This is a genomic window from Ruoffia tabacinasalis (assembly GCF_042652985.1).
Lineage (GTDB): Bacteria > Bacillota > Bacilli > Lactobacillales > Aerococcaceae > Ruoffia > Ruoffia tabacinasalis.
Genome location: NZ_JBHSHQ010000008.1, coordinates 1 through 16,344, shown reverse-complemented (window position 1 = coordinate 16,344; position 16,344 = coordinate 1). Strand labels below are relative to the sequence as shown.

At 34.5% G+C, this 16,344-nt stretch carries 16 protein-coding genes; 3 read left to right on the top strand and 13 right to left on the bottom strand.

Annotated elements, in window-relative coordinates:
- Positions 1-25: 25 nt before the first annotated feature.
- The 3 genes from clpB to mgsA form a co-directional block, all read right to left on the bottom strand.
- Positions 26-2,632, bottom strand: coding sequence for an ATP-dependent chaperone ClpB (gene clpB, locus ACFO5Y_RS01180; protein ID WP_197104451.1), 2,607 nt, complete (start codon positions 2,630-2,632; stop codon positions 26-28).
- A gap of 129 nt (positions 2,633-2,761) precedes the next feature.
- The gene (locus tag ACFO5Y_RS01175) at positions 2,762-3,337 is read right to left on the bottom strand and encodes a xanthine phosphoribosyltransferase (protein WP_209494344.1); all 576 of its coding nucleotides are present in this window, start codon (positions 3,335-3,337) and stop codon (positions 2,762-2,764) included.
- Between the two features lie 24 nt (positions 3,338-3,361).
- On the bottom strand, positions 3,362-3,784 hold the full coding sequence (gene mgsA, locus ACFO5Y_RS01170; protein WP_197104452.1) for a methylglyoxal synthase: 423 nt from the start codon (positions 3,782-3,784) through the stop codon (positions 3,362-3,364).
- Positions 3,785-3,942: 158 nt separating this feature from the next.
- Between mgsA and ACFO5Y_RS01165 the strand changes: the two genes are divergently transcribed.
- Positions 3,943-4,455, top strand: a complete 513-nt coding sequence (locus tag ACFO5Y_RS01165; protein WP_197104453.1) for a type 1 glutamine amidotransferase domain-containing protein — start codon at positions 3,943-3,945, stop codon at positions 4,453-4,455.
- Between the two features lie 47 nt (positions 4,456-4,502).
- On the opposite strand, the gene ACFO5Y_RS01160 is transcribed toward ACFO5Y_RS01165, so the two are convergent.
- The 5 genes from ACFO5Y_RS01160 to ACFO5Y_RS01140 all read right to left on the bottom strand — a co-directional run bounded on the left by ACFO5Y_RS01160 (position 4,503) and on the right by ACFO5Y_RS01140 (position 8,984).
- Positions 4,503-4,856 (bottom strand): hypothetical protein, encoded by a 354-nt coding sequence (locus ACFO5Y_RS01160; protein ID WP_197104454.1) that lies wholly within the window; start codon positions 4,854-4,856, stop codon positions 4,503-4,505.
- Between the two features lie 146 nt (positions 4,857-5,002).
- A complete protein-coding gene (locus ACFO5Y_RS01155; RefSeq protein WP_197104455.1) occupies positions 5,003-5,854 on the bottom strand; it encodes an alpha/beta hydrolase in 852 nt (283 codons plus the stop codon).
- Positions 5,855-5,954: 100 nt separating this feature from the next.
- A complete protein-coding gene (locus tag ACFO5Y_RS01150) occupies positions 5,955-7,763 on the bottom strand; it encodes a glycoside hydrolase family 3 protein (RefSeq protein WP_197104456.1) in 1,809 nt (602 codons plus the stop codon).
- A gap of 15 nt (positions 7,764-7,778) precedes the next feature.
- Positions 7,779-8,027 carry a hypothetical protein gene (locus ACFO5Y_RS01145; protein ID WP_197104457.1) on the bottom strand — a complete coding sequence of 83 codons (249 nt, stop codon included), beginning with the start codon at positions 8,025-8,027 and terminating at the stop codon, positions 7,779-7,781.
- Positions 8,028-8,144: 117 nt separating this feature from the next.
- Positions 8,145-8,984: an alpha/beta fold hydrolase gene (locus ACFO5Y_RS01140; protein WP_197104458.1), complete on the bottom strand. Its 840-nt coding sequence runs from the start codon at positions 8,982-8,984 to the stop codon at positions 8,145-8,147.
- A gap of 136 nt (positions 8,985-9,120) precedes the next feature.
- Here ACFO5Y_RS01140 and ACFO5Y_RS01135 point away from each other — a divergent pair, with 136 nt between their 5' ends.
- On the top strand, positions 9,121-9,930 hold the full coding sequence (locus tag ACFO5Y_RS01135; RefSeq protein WP_197104459.1) for a Cof-type HAD-IIB family hydrolase: 810 nt from the start codon (positions 9,121-9,123) through the stop codon (positions 9,928-9,930).
- A gap of 48 nt (positions 9,931-9,978) precedes the next feature.
- Here ACFO5Y_RS01135 and ACFO5Y_RS01130 read toward each other — a convergent pair whose 3' ends face one another.
- The 5 genes from ACFO5Y_RS01130 to ACFO5Y_RS01110 form a co-directional block, all read right to left on the bottom strand.
- Positions 9,979-11,148: an ABC transporter substrate-binding protein gene (locus tag ACFO5Y_RS01130; protein WP_231606877.1), complete on the bottom strand. Its 1,170-nt coding sequence runs from the start codon at positions 11,146-11,148 to the stop codon at positions 9,979-9,981.
- Between the two features lie 449 nt (positions 11,149-11,597).
- Positions 11,598-12,506 (bottom strand): YitT family protein, encoded by a 909-nt coding sequence (locus ACFO5Y_RS01125; RefSeq protein WP_231606878.1) that lies wholly within the window; start codon positions 12,504-12,506, stop codon positions 11,598-11,600.
- A gap of 11 nt (positions 12,507-12,517) precedes the next feature.
- Positions 12,518-12,961 carry a hypothetical protein gene (locus ACFO5Y_RS01120; RefSeq protein WP_138404907.1) on the bottom strand — a complete coding sequence of 148 codons (444 nt, stop codon included), beginning with the start codon at positions 12,959-12,961 and terminating at the stop codon, positions 12,518-12,520.
- A 79-nt stretch (positions 12,962-13,040) separates the two neighbouring features.
- Entirely contained in the window at positions 13,041-14,069 is a 1,029-nt protein-coding gene (locus ACFO5Y_RS01115; RefSeq protein ID WP_197104460.1) for a YeiH family protein, read from the bottom strand.
- Positions 14,070-14,136: 67 nt separating this feature from the next.
- Positions 14,137-15,117: a tRNA dihydrouridine synthase gene (locus ACFO5Y_RS01110; RefSeq protein WP_197104461.1), complete on the bottom strand. Its 981-nt coding sequence runs from the start codon at positions 15,115-15,117 to the stop codon at positions 14,137-14,139.
- A 480-nt stretch (positions 15,118-15,597) separates the two neighbouring features.
- Between ACFO5Y_RS01110 and ACFO5Y_RS01105 the strand changes: the two genes are divergently transcribed.
- The gene (locus tag ACFO5Y_RS01105) at positions 15,598-16,212 is read left to right on the top strand and encodes a hypothetical protein (RefSeq protein ID WP_197104462.1); all 615 of its coding nucleotides are present in this window, start codon (positions 15,598-15,600) and stop codon (positions 16,210-16,212) included.
- Positions 16,213-16,344 lie beyond the last annotated feature (132 nt).

Below are 16,344 nucleotides of genomic sequence, written 5' to 3'. Positions count from 1 at the left end.
ATACGCTGGTTTAATCATTTTTCTGTTATACCATAGCTTCGGTACTGTTAAAGGTAAGTTGCCCTTCACTTTCATCAACAGTAATCACAGAATTTGGTAATACATTTCCTGCTACAATTTCTTTAGCTAATGGTGTTTCTAATTCTTTCATTATGAAGCGTTGTAAAGGTCTCGCTCCGTAAATAGGATCGTAACCTTGTTCAGCAAGCCATTGAGTTGCTGATTCAGTCACTTCTAATTTTATTTGTTGGTCTGCCAATCTATTTGAAAGGTTTTCAATCATTTTGAGTACAATTCCACTCATATTGTCTAAAGTTAAAGGAGAGAAAAGAACAGTATCATCAATACGATTTAAGAATTCTGGTTTGAATTGTTGACGCAGTAATTGATTTACTTGTTTTTCAGTTTCTGAAGATATTACGCCATTATCTTCTACTCCTTCAAGTAGTAAGTGTGACCCGATATTACTAGTCATTATTATGACAGTATTTTTGAAGTCTACAACGCGTCCTTTCGAATCGGTCAATCGACCATCATCCAATACTTGGAGTAATATATTGAAAACATCTGGATGGGCTTTTTCCACCTCATCCAATAGAATGATAGTGTACGGATTTCTACGTACGGCCTCAGTCAGTTGTCCACCTTCATCATGTCCAATGTATCCTGGAGGAGCTCCCACTAATCTAGACACCGTATGTTTCTCCATATACTCACTCATGTCAAGTCGAACCATATGATCTTCAGAATCGAATAACGCCACAGCGAGTGCTTTAGCTAATTCTGTTTTACCAACACCCGTTGGTCCTAAGAATAGGAACGAACCAATTGGTCGATTCGGATCTTGAATTCCAGCACGTGATCTAAGTACTGCTTCATGAACAAGTCGAACGGCTTCATCTTGTCCAATGACTCTTCTATGTAAGACGTCATCAAGATGCAATAATTTTTCTCTTTCGCCTTCAACAATTTTGTTCACTGGAATACCAGTTAAACGACCAACAACTTTAGCAATTTCTTCATCTGTTACTGATTCTTGTGTGAGTCGGCTTTGTACTTCAGTTTCAACATGTTCATTCTCTATGGCTGTTAATTCTTTCTCCAGTTCAGGAATGATGCCATGTCTTAATTCAGCCGCTTTTTCTAAATTATATTCAGCTTCTGCATCTTCTAAGTCATGACGAGCTTGATCTAGTTGTTCACGTTTATCACGTAATTTATTTGTTTCTTCTTTTTCAATATCCCAACGAGCTTTCAAGTTATTCGCTTCTTCTCGTAAGTTTGCTAACTCTTCTCGAAGAATCTCTAAGCGACGTTTACTTGCGTCGTCATCTTCTTTTTTCAATGCTTCTTCTTCAATTTCTAAAGTCATTAAACGACGATTGACTTGGTCAATTTCTAAGGGTACTGAATTTAATTCCATACGAATTGTCGCACAAGCTTCGTCAACTAAATCGAGTGCTTTATCTGGTAAGAAACGATCAGTAATATAACGGTTTGAAAGTGTTGCTGCAGCTACTAAGGCATTGTCATGAATATTCACACCATGATGAATCTCATAACGTTCTTTTAAACCACGTAGAATAGAAATAGTGTCTTCAACATTTGGTTCATTAACCATAACTCTTTGGAAACGTCTTTCTAAAGCTTTGTCTTTTTCAAAGTTTTGGCGGTATTCATCTAGTGTCGTTGCTCCAATACAATGCAATTCACCACGGGCTAACATCGGTTTTAAGAGATTCCCAGCATCCATTGAACCTTCAGTTTTACCTGCTCCGACAATTGTATGAATTTCATCAATGAATAGAAGTATTTGCCCTTCTGCATCTTTCACTTCTTTTAATACAGCTTTTAAGCGTTCTTCAAACTCTCCACGATATTTTGCTCCGGCAATCAATGCACCCATATCTAAAGAATAAAGAGTTTTTCCTTTTAAGTTTTCCGGTACATCATTTCGAACAATTCTTTGTGCTAGTCCTTCAACAATCGCGGTTTTACCAACACCCGGATCCCCAATTAAGATTGGATTATTTTTAGATTTACGTGATAAAATTCGAATTACATCACGAATCTCTTCATCACGTCCGATGATTGGATCCATTTTATTTGTTTTGACTGCTTCATTTAAGTTAATCGCATATTTATCTAGAGATTCATATGTCTCTTCTTGATTTTGAGATGTCACACGATTTCCTCCTCTCAATTCTTCAATTCTATCTTTAAATTTTTGTTCAGTTAAGCCATTATCATTTAAAAACTTAACGATTGGATTATGTTTTTGTTTGTATAAAGCCAACAGAATGATTTCCGTTGAAAGATACTCATCATTATATTCCGCTGCAATCGTCGTTGCATCTTGTAATAAGCGATTTAAGTTCTGACTAATACCTTGTCCGTATTGTACATTACTCCCACTTACTTGTGATATTTTATCAATTTCATCTTCAACTAGACGAACAAATTGATCCATTGGAATATTTTGTTCACTATATAATTTATAAGCAAAATGGTCTGCTTCTAGCATGATTAACCATAAATGCGCAATATCTATTTGTTGATGTTGCCGTGTTATGGCTACTTGCTGTGCCTCACCAATTGCCTGTTGCATAGTGGTTGTTAATTTATCAATCATATTTACACAGCCTTTCTTTTGGTCAAAATTGGTCAATTATTTTTCTATATAAATATAAGCCCCTCTTGAGGCTATACTTATTATATACCTTTAGTCAGGAAAGGTCAAATGTTTTTTGACCTTTATTTTTTATTCATAAAATTCAATCTTCCCATCATCTAATGATTTAATTCGACAGATCGAATAGACATCGTGTCCGGAATCTTCCAATCTTTCTCTACCGGGTTGGAAGGATTTCTCAATACAAATACCTATACCTACTGTTTCCGCCCCACTTTGCTCGATTAAATCTGCTAAACCATAAGCAGCCTCGCCATTAGCTAGGAAATCATCTATAATTAATACTTTATCATCTTTATTAAGATATTCTTTTGATATAAACACATTACTAGTTGTATTCTTTGTATATGAATGAACCAGAGTCTCATATTTATCTTCTGATTTAATTGTACTTGGTAAAGCTTTCTTGGCGAATAACATTGGAACATCCAAACGATAGGCAACCATTAAAGCTGGTGCAATACCAGATGATTCAATAGTTAATACTTTTGTGACACCTTTATCTTTAAAGTATTGATAAAAATCATTTTCGATACTTTTAATCACATGTGGATCGATTTGATGATTTAAAAATGAATCAACTTTTAAGATATTCCCAGGATAAACTTTTCCATGCTCTAATATCATTTGTTTTAAATTACTCACTCACATACCTCCTAATGTCATCAATTAAATATCAATCTTATTGTGTTCTTGAGTTTGACGAATATGTCTCCAGTCAAAAAATCCACTTTCTAACCCACGAATTAAAATCTCAGCTGTACCCATATTTGTTGCTAATGGAATATCGTAAACATCACAAAGACGTAATAAGGCAGACACATCTGGTTCATGTGGTTGAGCAGTTAAGGGATCTCTTAGGAATAATACTAAGTCCATACGATCATCTGAGATTGCTGCACCAATTTGTTGATCTCCACCTAATGGTCCAGATTTAAAACGATGAACTTTTAAACCAGTGGCTTCGATAATTCTTTGACCTGTTGTACCTGTAGCAAATAATTCATGTTTAGCAAATATATGTCGATAGGCTACCGCAATATTTACCATATTATCTTTTTTCTTATCATGTGCGATTAAAGCTATTTTCACTTTAAACACACCTCCTCTTTTTTTACTTTAATTATATCAGATACTGAGCATTCTTTCTTACTTAATACTCAACATATCTGGACTTTCAAGCAAATCAATTGCATTCATCTACCAGATTGTTAAACTGTAGGTAGAAAACTCAAAGGAGGACTTTATTAATGGCAAAAATTGCTACAGTAATAACAGACTTATTCGAGGATATTGAATTCACTTCACCACGTGATGTATTAATAGAAGCAGGTCACGAGGTTATAACAATTGGACCTGAAGCAGGACATACGGCTAAAGGGAAAAAAGGTGAAGCAGAAGTTACAATCGACAAAGGTATTGATGATGTGAAGTCAGCTGATTATGATGCTTTACTAATTCCGGGTGGATTTTCTCCAGACAAATTAAGAAAAGACGATCGTATCGTTGATTTCGTTAGAGAATTTGCTTTTGCTCGTAAACCAATTTTTACAATCTGTCATGGCCCACAATTATTAGTCAATGCAGATATACTGCGCGGAAAAGACATTACGAGTGTGAAACAAGTCGCAATTGATGTGAAAAATGCTGGTGCTAACTACTATGATGAAGAAGTTGTTATTGACCCTTCAGGAATTATCTCAAGTCGTACACCAGAAGATATTGATGCATTTAACAAAGCAATCGTTGATGCTTTAGCATAATCATTGAATGCAAAGAAAAAACTCCCTTTATGGGAGTTTTCTTTTTGCTAATTATCTCTAGTTGTATCTTCGGGATTCGATGAAAAAAGTTTGATGGCTGAATTTGCCCTTACATCGGTAAACAAATTCAAATTACAACTTACTAATTCGATCTCATCATGTGTCTGATAATAATTAAATAAATCATCTTCAATAATTTGTAGAAAATTATCTGCATATAATAAGGGTCTCAGTTTTTGACTATCAGCATTCTTGTTGTAATCCTCAAATTGCATCAGAACAAATTGGTCAATAATTATCCGCTCATTGCTCACTAAGTTTGGAAAACCTGTGCGAATATCCGTTGCTATTAAACTGCTAGGTACTAGCAACATTAAAGAAAGTTGAAACTGAGCAATCAAAGGATGGTTCTCATCAACTAATTCAATTGTATGTGTTATAAATTGATGTTTATTAATTGTAAAAACTCCTTTATTAAAATATCTAAGAGATTTACATTATAACGCAAGTTTTTAGATAATCCAGTCTTTTTAAAAGAAAAATAAGATTAATTATCACCATTAATAATATCAAAGCCATATCTTAGGAATTCTGGAAAATGTCGCGCCCAATAAAGTTCATGGTGCTCTTCGTCTGCCATAATTCGTAACCAAATATTATCTATGGGATGATTCATTTTCAGTAAATTATTATAATATCGAAGATTACAATCAATATATTGTTGATTCATCTTACCATCGATAAAACTAGCATCGGTATCATCGCCCTCGTTTGTCCCTACTTGAATGTATACTTTCGTATCTGGGTTTAAAGGATGCGCTTTGATGAAAGATAAAAATTGCTCTTCATTAAACCATGAAGCTAATGAGAATACTCCAAGGACTCCGAATACTTCTGGATACTTACTCCCCATATAGGCTGCCATAATGCCACCCATTGAACTTCCAGCAAGTAAAGTATTCTTTCTATCAGGTAGCGTTCGATAATTGTCATCAATAAAGGGTTTTAATTCGTTAACAAACCATTCACCATGCAAGGCCCCATCTCCACCGACATTCTGAAATTCTTCAGTCTTCGTTTGATCGGTTGGCCACGGCGAATATTCATTTAATCGATTTTCATTGGCATTATCTACTGCAACAATAATCATTTTAGGTAACTCTTTATTATTTTTTATCGCTGGAATGACTTTCCAAGAATGACCTACAAATGCCTCTTTACTATAAAACACATTTTGCCCATCATGCATATACAATACAGGGTAAGCATTCTCAACATCTTTTTTATAATCTTTCGGTAATAAAACACGGATGCGTCTTTTCTGATTATAGTAAGGTATATCTAAATAATGCGTTTCTAACTTTAAATAGTAATAATCATCCGTTCGCTTCCAAAACATTGGCTCCACCTACTCACCCCATATCTAATCATTTTAATTCATTTACATTATAACGTTTAAAAGTGATATGTAAAAGATAAACACATCTATGTAGAAGTATTTAATAATTTAAACCAAAGCCGCTTCGATACTCATTCCCTGCTTGATCAACGTAAGCATATGTCATTCCTTCACGCATATACTTATCTTTATCGTAACCAGGTACATCATTACGCGAAATTGATACACCGTATTCATCCACTCCAATAACTTTACTATTCTTAGGTAATGTTAACGGTAGTTTCCCAATTGGAGAGAATTGACCGAGGATCACTTCAAGCACTGCCCCAGGGAATGTATCATAACCAACAAGTAAGGCATCTGATTTCTTCTCAATATTCTCTAAAATCCAAGGCAAGATCATATTCACTGATGTCACAACTTTTTTGCCGTTTTCATGCATGTAGTCTACAATTTTATTTAATTCATATAAGTTACTTAAAGTTGTTTCTTTATAAGTGTCGCCGTTCAGTGCAATATTAGGCTTATCTTCACAGATTTCTAATTCTAATAAACCAGGTGTCGCATCAAAGTACGAACCACTCACTGGGTATAGGAATAACGCTGCAATGTCAACCTCTTTATAATCTTCAACAATTTCGATATTTAATGCCTTCACGTCTTTTAATAGAAGTTCTTGGTATTTTTCATTTTCCTCTTCACCTCTACCAAAGGCTTTAACGATTAGTTTTTGTCCTTTAGCTGGTAAGACATTATTATTTTTTAATAAAGTCACTGATTTCAAGTGTGTTTGGTATGCCGCTTCTTCAGCTTCTTTCTTAGTTGCTTCATCCATTACAGGTTGGTCTCCGACATAAGTTTTATTATCGAATAAGCCTAAATCAAACATCTCAATTAAAACATTCACATTCGCTTGATCGATTCTTTGTGGAGAGATTAAGTTAGATGTAATAGCTTTTTTCAAGTCTTTAACTTGGTTTGTTCCACTGATTAGATCTGTCCCAGCATTAATTGCTTTAGCAAAACGTCCAGGAACCGTTAAGTCTTCAACACCCCAACCAGTTTTACCCATAATTCCTGTGTCTGAGTTAATGTACCCAGTGAAGCCTAATTTATCACGTAATAAATGATTTAAGATATAGTGGTTAAATGCCATCCCGACTTCTTCAAAAGGAATTGCTTCTCCATCAAAGCTTTGGAAATGACTTTTCTCAATACTTGGTGCTGAATAATATGGCATCATTGAACTTGGATTATGTTTCGCCGCTTCGATAAATGGAGGTAAGTGATAATTTTCTAAACTACCTTCTGTACGGTATACGTTCCATTTTCCTTCTTTATAATGAGGGTCAAATCCGTTCTCTCTTGCTCCCCCACCTGGGAAGTGCTTGATTGTTAAGGCAATCGAGTCTTCATTAAGCTCTTCACCTTGGAAGCCTTTGATTAAACGGGCAATAATTTCACTAATTAATTCAGGCTCTTCACCAAATGTTCCATCAGTACGTTGCCATCTTGGATCTGTCACAACGTCAGCCATGTACATATAACCTTTACGGATACCTGAATCTAACCATTCATTTTTACTATATTTAGCAAAATCATCAATGATCTTATAGCCTTCACCTTGTTCAAGATCACCTTGTACAGCCGCAGCGATTCCTAATGTTCCTGGGTATAGTGAGAATGGCAGTTTCTCAAGATTTTCAGCCAGTAATTTGCTAGAAAATTCATTTCTTGAATTCGATGCAACAACTACTGGAATTCCTAAACGAGTTGCCTCAGCCACTTCGTTTAATTTATTAACCCATTCATTAATATCTTCATTCGGCATATTATCTCTTAAGATAAAATGACGCATGTGTAATTTCTCAATCGTTTCAGTCGTCGGATATTTATCTAGCGACTTCATTGGTGTTCCGTCAGCTTACTCAAATACTTCATCTAAGATTTCGGTATTTTCGCCTTCTTTTTTCGCTTTCCCCATACCTAATTGATTAATCATTAACATACCAACTTTTTCATCTATATTCATTAATGAGACAAGGTTTTCAGCTCTTTCTCGACTTGATAATCTCCAGTCCTCATAAGCATCTAATACACCGTTGTTGTTTAGGTCTTTAAATTTTAAACCATCGACTTCAATTATTTGTTTACTTTTTGTTTTAAGATTCATTTTAAATTAACCCTCCCAATCATCTGATGTATTTATAATATCACGTAAAATAAAACGCTTCAATTAATAATTAAAGCGTTTTAGCGAAATTGTTACATATTTAAATTTTTTCAGTGATTAACCCCAAAGTTTATTGAAGTTTTCTTCGGCTACTTCATAAACATTTTCAACTTCTTCATTATAGGCAGCAGAAATAAACTCACCCATTCTTGCCATTTCGATGAAAGGTACTTTATGTGCACCCTGATCGTCTAGTTTTAAGTAAACGTATTTACCTTCTGGAATATTTTTAGCAGCTTCCACAAATTCTTCAGCATAGATATATGGTACAACTGGGTCCTGCTTAGAATGCCAGAATAATAGTGGTCTCTGATTAATCGCTTGAGGATCAAGTCCCAAATCATATTTCTTGAAGTATTCGGTCATATATTCATAGATGGTTTTAGCATTTGGAGCTAATTGATCCACTTCACCGCCATGACTCACATATTGATTAACAATCCAATCGTTAAATTTGATTTGTTGAGGAGATCCCATTAATACAACGGCAACATTGACTTCTTTATTTGCTTTGAGTATTAACGAAGTGGTCATACCACCCATTGACATTCCAGCTACTGCAATAAAGTCATCTTTAATTAATTCTTTCGAACGATAAAAATGAACTATTTCAGGAAATTCTTTAACGTTGCTCATCAACGCTTCGAAAAATAAGATACCATTAACATTTAAATCGACACCGTACTTACGTCTTTCACCATGATGTTGAGCATCTGGCATAATAACACGGAATCCGCGTTTAGCAATCTCATTCCCAAAGGTCATACTCGAGTCCTTGCTACCGGTAAAACCATGATAAAAAATAGCCAATGGCGCAGCTTTATCTTCTAAATTCGCATCGATAATTTCAATGACTGGTATTTCATTTACATAATAGGATTTAGTAATATGACGCATAAAATTCCCCCATAGTTAATATTTATTTCTATCTCATATTGTACCGAATATTGACGAAGAAAAACAATTTAAACATTCATTTGTATGATTGAAAATAATTAAGTATAATCATCTATATATGAAAGGAGTTTCTTATATGAATCAACATCTTATTGCCATTGATTTAGATGGCACAACTTTAAATAATCAATCAAAACTTTCTCGATTTACAATTGAAACTTTAAGAAAGCTTGATGAGCTCGGACATATCGTCATGATTGTTACAGGGCGCCCATATAGAAATAGTATTAATATATACAATGAAATGAATATCAATTCGCCGATGGTAAACTTTAACGGTGCTTATTGCCACCACCCAAGAAAGCCACATTTCTTACCTGCATATCATGAAGAATTGGATAAAGAAATCGCTTTTGAATTATTTGCGAATCAAGATAATTTAGATATCAATTTATTAATCGCCGAAGGTAAAGAAAGACTATTTACTTCATCAATGAATTTACCAGATAGTCCCTTCTTCCCTAAAGACTTAGCCGAGATCAGTCAATTAAGCCGCGCAAACTTAACACAGAATCCAACCGCTTTAACTATTCTATGTGACGTTGAAAAGCAAAAAACGATTGAAGATCGAATTATGGCTCGCTACGGTGACGATGTATCTGTACGTACTTGGGGTGGCGTTTTACCCATTCTTGAAGTCGTTCGTCAAGGAATCAATAAATCAGTTGCAGTGAATAAAGTCAGCGAGTTCTATCATATTCCAAATGAGAATATCCTAGCTTTTGGTGATGAGAATAATGACTTAGAAATGATTAAATACGCTGGTTTAGGTGTAGCAATGAAGAATGCTACAGACGAAATCAAAGGCGTTGCTGACACTCAAACTGAATTTACCAACGATGAAGATGGCCTAGCTCATTTCTTAACTAATTATTTCAGTTTATAATAAAAAGGGAGGGTGACACTAATATGTCTCCCTCCTAATTTTTTGTCTTTATTCCTCAGCTGAAGCTTCAGATACCTCTGCGATTTCTCCATTTTCTAAACGTAACATTAAAGCGGATTTTGTTGGATTATGGTTTTCATCCATAGAGAAAGTTCCAGTAATTCCTTCAAAGTTTTCAGTTTCTTCTAAAGCTTGGCGAATGGCATCTCGATCTGTGGATCCGGCTCTTTCAATCGCATCAACGAGTAAACCAATCGCATCATAACCTAAGGCTGAGAATGTATCTGCTGAGCGTCCATACATTTCTTCAAAGTCAGTTAAAAATTCTTGTACTTTTGGATTGTCACTTTCTTCAGAGAAGTGTGTTGTAAAGTAGATGTCAGTGGCATTACTAGTCCCAGCTAAATCTACTAATGTATCACTATGGTATCCATCTCCACCAATTATTGGTTGAGTAATCCCCATCTCTCTGGCTTGTTTAATAATTAACCCTGTTTCAGTATAATAACCTGGAATGTATAAGACATCAAAGTCTTTGCCTAATAGCGAAGTAAGTAACGCTGTGAAATCAGTATCTCCAGATTGATATGATTGTGTCTCTAAGATTTCTCCACCATTCTCTGTGAATGTTTCAGTAAATGAATCAGCTAAAGCAAGTGAGTAATCTAAGGCTTGGTCTGTTAGAATAACTGCTTTTGAGAAACCTAATTCATTCGCTGTATAAGCCCCCGCAGCTAAACCTTGATATGAGTCCTCAAAACAAACACGGAAGATATATTCTAATAATGAACCATCATCCGCTAATGTTAGGCTGTCACCTGTAGTCGCTGCAAAAATATTCGCAATTCCAGCTTCATTAGTAATAGGAATAGCAGCTTTGGCTACACCTGTGGCTGTAGGTCCAATAATTCCTACGGCCTCGCTACCAGCTAAACGCGTTGCAATTGATGCCGATTCAGTTAAATCAGATCGGTTATCAATAATCTCTGCCTCTAACATACGGCCATCTAGGATTCCGCCATTGTCATTAATTTGTTGAATGAATAAATTTATTGCATCAGCCGCGGGTGAACCATAGGCTGCAGCATTCCCAGTTAATTCTAAATTCCCACCAATAATAATATTTTCTTGTGCAAAAGTAACTGCCGGTGACAGTGCTGTTGTCGAAAGTAATAGAGCTGATAATAATGTTAATCCAATTTTTCTAAGTTTCATCATAATTCCCCATCCCTTAATTTTTTTTACAAAAATAGACCTAAACTAGATTTTAAAATCTAATTCAGGTCTATTCCTAAACTTAACATATCTACTTAATAATCCCCTATTAAGAAGTATATATTGAGTATAACCCGCATTAGATTTCAGAAATCTATGCGGGCACAATCAATTGGCCCCGTCATAGATCGTATTAAACGACCACGACGACGCTATTAAATGAATTTTGAAAATCATTTTGATTGTTAATAATACTCAATATCATATTAATCCCTCTTCTTAGTTTTTTTGTTACTTTCATAATAATGGATGATTATGAGAATGTCAACGTTAATTATTCATTTTATTCTCATTTTATGAAAAATATTATAATTTAAAAAACACTAGTCAGTAAGTATGCATCAGAGCCTAAAGCAGATTGACAGTTATTACTTATAACTAGTGTTTAATTATTACGTTATATTTTGTTTTAGTTTATTCTGTTGGTCTCGATTTAGATAGTTTCCATTCACTCTTGTAGATTGAATAATATTAACAAATGCGTGAATGTCCGCTTCTCCAATTGCCATCTCTAAATCATAAAGTTCATATCGGTTAATAACGATCATAAGCGTATTACGCGTCTTTTTCGAATACCCTCCACGGCCATCAAGAATCGTAATTCCACGATGGATACGGCCATAAATTGACTTGACGACTTCATCTTCTTTATCGGTAACAATAAAGGCAGTTAAGCGTTGTTCGTTTGTATGAATTGAATTTACTACTCTAGATGTTACATACATTGAAATTAATGTATATAAAGCAAATTCCCAAGAATAAAGTACTCCTGCACCAACGATAACAACCGAATTAATAATCAGTGATAAAGAACCTACGTTTATTTGGACTAATCGGTTAATCACAAGAGCAATAATATCAATTCCTCCTGCTGACATACCAAATTTGATCGTTAATCCTCCGCCTAACCCATTCAGAGCTCCAGCGACGATTCCGTTAAGTAGCGGGTTTGAAGATACCTGTTGGACAGGAATGATTAATGTAAAACCCGTCATTATAGCTACTACAACTACCGTTAAAATGGTAAAACGACTTCCCAACTTCATATAACTTAATATCAATAAGGGAATATTAAGTAGGAAGTTTAATGTACCTGTCTGAATAATATTACCAAAGGGTGTGAATTGATCTAGTGAATAAGTAATCAACTGAGAAATCCCAGTAACTCCCCCACTATAAATATCCCCAGGAATTAAGAACATATTCAGTGATACCGCAAAACATAAAGCCGAAAATAAAATAATAAAAAATTGGCTTACGACATTAAGCGCAGGATATTGTGATAGAACCTTTTTTATCATTAGCGGTCACCTTACATTGCTTTTCCAGATTCACCTAGCACGTTTACTAAGTCTTTTTGTAAACCTTTAGCAATTCCTGAACCCATAACCAATGTTTGATATAATGGCTCAGCATCTTCACCAGTTCTTAGCAATGTTTTAAGGAAAACTTCTCCATCACCAGCTAGGTAAAGACTATAGTAACCTGTTTTCATTTCGTTTAATGAGTTAAGTAATTCGTAAGCATCTGCTTCTTTACTACGGTCAGTTAATAAATGAACGTGACGGTAGATGATTTGAGCATCAGCGTAATTATCTTTCGATGCTTGGATGATGACCTCTACAACGAGTGCACGTTCTGTAGTAAGACGAAAATTAAAACGATATAATATATGTCCGTTCTCAATTTCTTTCTTGTTAAACGGAATATTCATTTCATTAAGTTTGCTTTCAAAATTAGTGTGAATGACAGACATTATTTTCCCTCCATAAATTCATTAATCAACAACAAGTTAAGTATATCATTTATTAGTTAAGGAACAAACCCTACACTTTTTAAACTTGACCTAACATCATTTGAATCACGAAAGAAACAATTACGACTAACATTGAAATAATAAAACCATGTACCATAGGTAAGATTCCACTTTGAGCAACAGATTTAAAGTTCGTTCGTAAACCAATCGCTCCTAAACTCATGACCATAAAGAATTTACTTATAGAGGATAAAGTTGATCCAAACTCAGCCGATATGACGCCAACTGAACGTAATATGACCATAATTAAAAAGAATAATATAAACCAAGGAATCACACGCGTTAATTTAAATGTTGCGTTTGAATTCCCATCACCATAATGAGTCTTTTGTTCAATCCGTTGATTAACAATCGAGTAAATAAATACAATTGGAACGATGGCTAATGTTCTAGTTAATTTAACAATCACAGCATAATTTCCTGCCGCTTCTGAGAAAGCATAGCTTGCAGCAACAACCGACGAAGTATCGTTAATTGCAGTCCCTGCCCATAATCCAAATCCCAAATCAGTCATGCCGAAAAATTGTCCCGCAATTGGGAATAAAATAACCATTAAAATATCAAAAATAAATGTCGTTGATAAGGCATAAGCTATATCTTCATCTTTGGCTTTAATAATAGGTGAAACTGCAGCAATGGCACTGCCACCACACACACCTGTTCCTACGGAAATTAAGTTAGATAATTTCCAGTCCATATTAAACCACTTTCCTATCAAGTTACCAAATATAAAAGCGGTAGCTAAAGTAAATACCATCACTATTAGGGAGAACTTCCCAACCTCTACAACTTGAGTCAAGCTTAAAGACGCTCCCATTAGAACGATGGAGACTTTGAGCAATCGTTTCGCAACTAAATCTATTCCTGTAAAGGATGGTAACAACTTCTTTACAAGCGGATGCAGAACCATCCCGATTAACATCGCCATTACACTGGCTCCAATATACCCATTTGGCAAGACATTGGTAATCATTATTGAAACAACTGCTAATATCAAAGTCACTACAATTCCATATAAAGCATTTATAACTGTTGAATTCTTACGCATAATTATCTCCTATCTACTATATATAAAAAGAAGCCATAGAAATTAATAGCATTTCTATAGCTCTTTATTAAATTACATCCGATGTTAGAAATTTATTCTCGAAGTGGTCAATTAACTGACGTGCTTCGTCGGTTGTATTTGTCTCCATTAATTGGATGCGCAAATCATTGGCTCCTTTAAACTCGCGCACATAAATCTTAAAGTAGCGACGTAAAGGTCTGAAATGACGTTGCCCATCTTCATTATATTGATCAAATAAGTCTAGATGGAATCTTAATAAGTCTAATAATTCTTTTGGACTGTGATCTTTTTTATCTACTTCAAAAGCAAACGGATTTTTAAAGACACCACGTCCAATCATAACACCATCCACACCGTATTTCTCTACTAATTCCAAACCTGTTTGGCGATCTGGAATATCACCATTAATCGTAATCAATGTGTTTGGAGCAATTTCATCACGTAGTTTCATAATGTCAGGAATTAATTCCCAATGAGCGTCTTCTTTACTCATTTCTTTTTTAGTTCTTAAGTGAATCGATAAGTTAACAATATCTTGTTTTAACAAGTGAGTCAACCAACCTCTCCACTCGTCGACTTTTAAATAACCTAAACGAGTTTTAACACTTACGGGTAAACCTCCTGCTTTTGCAGCTTGGATAAGCTCAGCAGCGACGTCTTCTCGCTTGATTAAGCCACTTCCACGCCCATGTTTTACAACATTAGGTGCTGGGCAACCCATATTGATATCAAGCCCGCTAAAGCCCATTTCTGCCATACCAATACTCATTTGTTCAAAGTACTCTGGACGATCTCCCCAAATATGAGCAACAATTGGCTCTTCATCTTCAGTAAAAGTTAAACGGCCACGAACACTTTCAATCCCATCAGGATGACAGTAACTCTCAGAATTTGTAAATTCCGTAAAGTATACATCGGGTTCTGCGGCTTTTTGAACGACATGGCGAAAAACAACATCCGTCACGTCTTCCATAGGTGCTAGGATAAAGAATGGTTTAGGTAAATCATGCCAAAAATTAGAAGTCATACTATTATCAATTCCTTTCTTAGGTAGTTAGTTTCTTCATTGTATTATTTATATAAAATTCAAATAAAAAAGCTAAGAATAGCATCAAAGCCATCCTTAGCCTGTTCATTATAAGTAGCAATTCGATTGCATCATTGCAATCAAGCTACTTAATTAGTTCATTTACTAAAATACATGTAAATGACTAAGATTGATGAATTGGCAAAACATAGCATAACGTAAGATGACTTAAAAGTCTAGATTAAATGCTTGATAATTAAGAGTATTTTAAGCTTTATATAAATAAATTTGATACAATAATTATGAATGTTTATAAGATGAGGGAGTTGATTAAATAGTAAGAAATTATTTATTTAATAATTAAAGTTATATCCAATATTTGTTGGTCATACTACTTAACAATGTTTTTTACAAAGTTATAAAGTGTATTCACGTATTCTTGATTTTGTTTATTATCTAAAATGATAAAGGATGGTTAATATGAAAAAGATACTTTTACTAAGTTGTGCTTTAGTTTTATTGAATGGATTGACAGTAAATGCAGAAGAGTCAGTTTCAACCTCAGATATAGATGAAAGTGTTGAATCTATAGAAGAAACTGAATACAAGGATCCTTTTGATCCTGAATCGTATGAAACAATCTTCGAAGATGATGTGTATAAAATTGGAACTGATATGCCTGCGGGTGAATATAAAGTTTTCTCAGTGGAAGACCATGCTTCTTATACATTAACTAATGATGCTCGTGGCGAAGACTATGTGGCGTACATGTCCTTTGATACTTTTAGTTATGTTTCAGTAGAAGATGACCAATTTTTAGAATTAAAAAATTCTTTTGCTATACCAGTAGAAGATGCTGATCCTGTAGTTATTGAGAACGATATAATTGGTCCTGGTGTTTATAGAATTGGAATAGATATTGATCCTGTGGAATATAAAGTAACTGCAACTGATGAGCATGCAAGCTATACAATTACTGGTGACGCGAATATGAATGATTACATTGATTATTCTTCAATCGAAAAAAGTAATTATATCGAGGTATTAGAAGGCGAATATTTAGAATTAAAGAATGCAGAAATTAATTTAAATTAACTTTATACATAAATATTTCCACTATTAATCAGTCTAGTTTTAAATAAAAAGTGCCTTCGAGGAGTCAAGTCCATAATCCTGTGTAAAATACTATACAATGTTTCACCAGTCTCTCATTGATCAAACTTAATA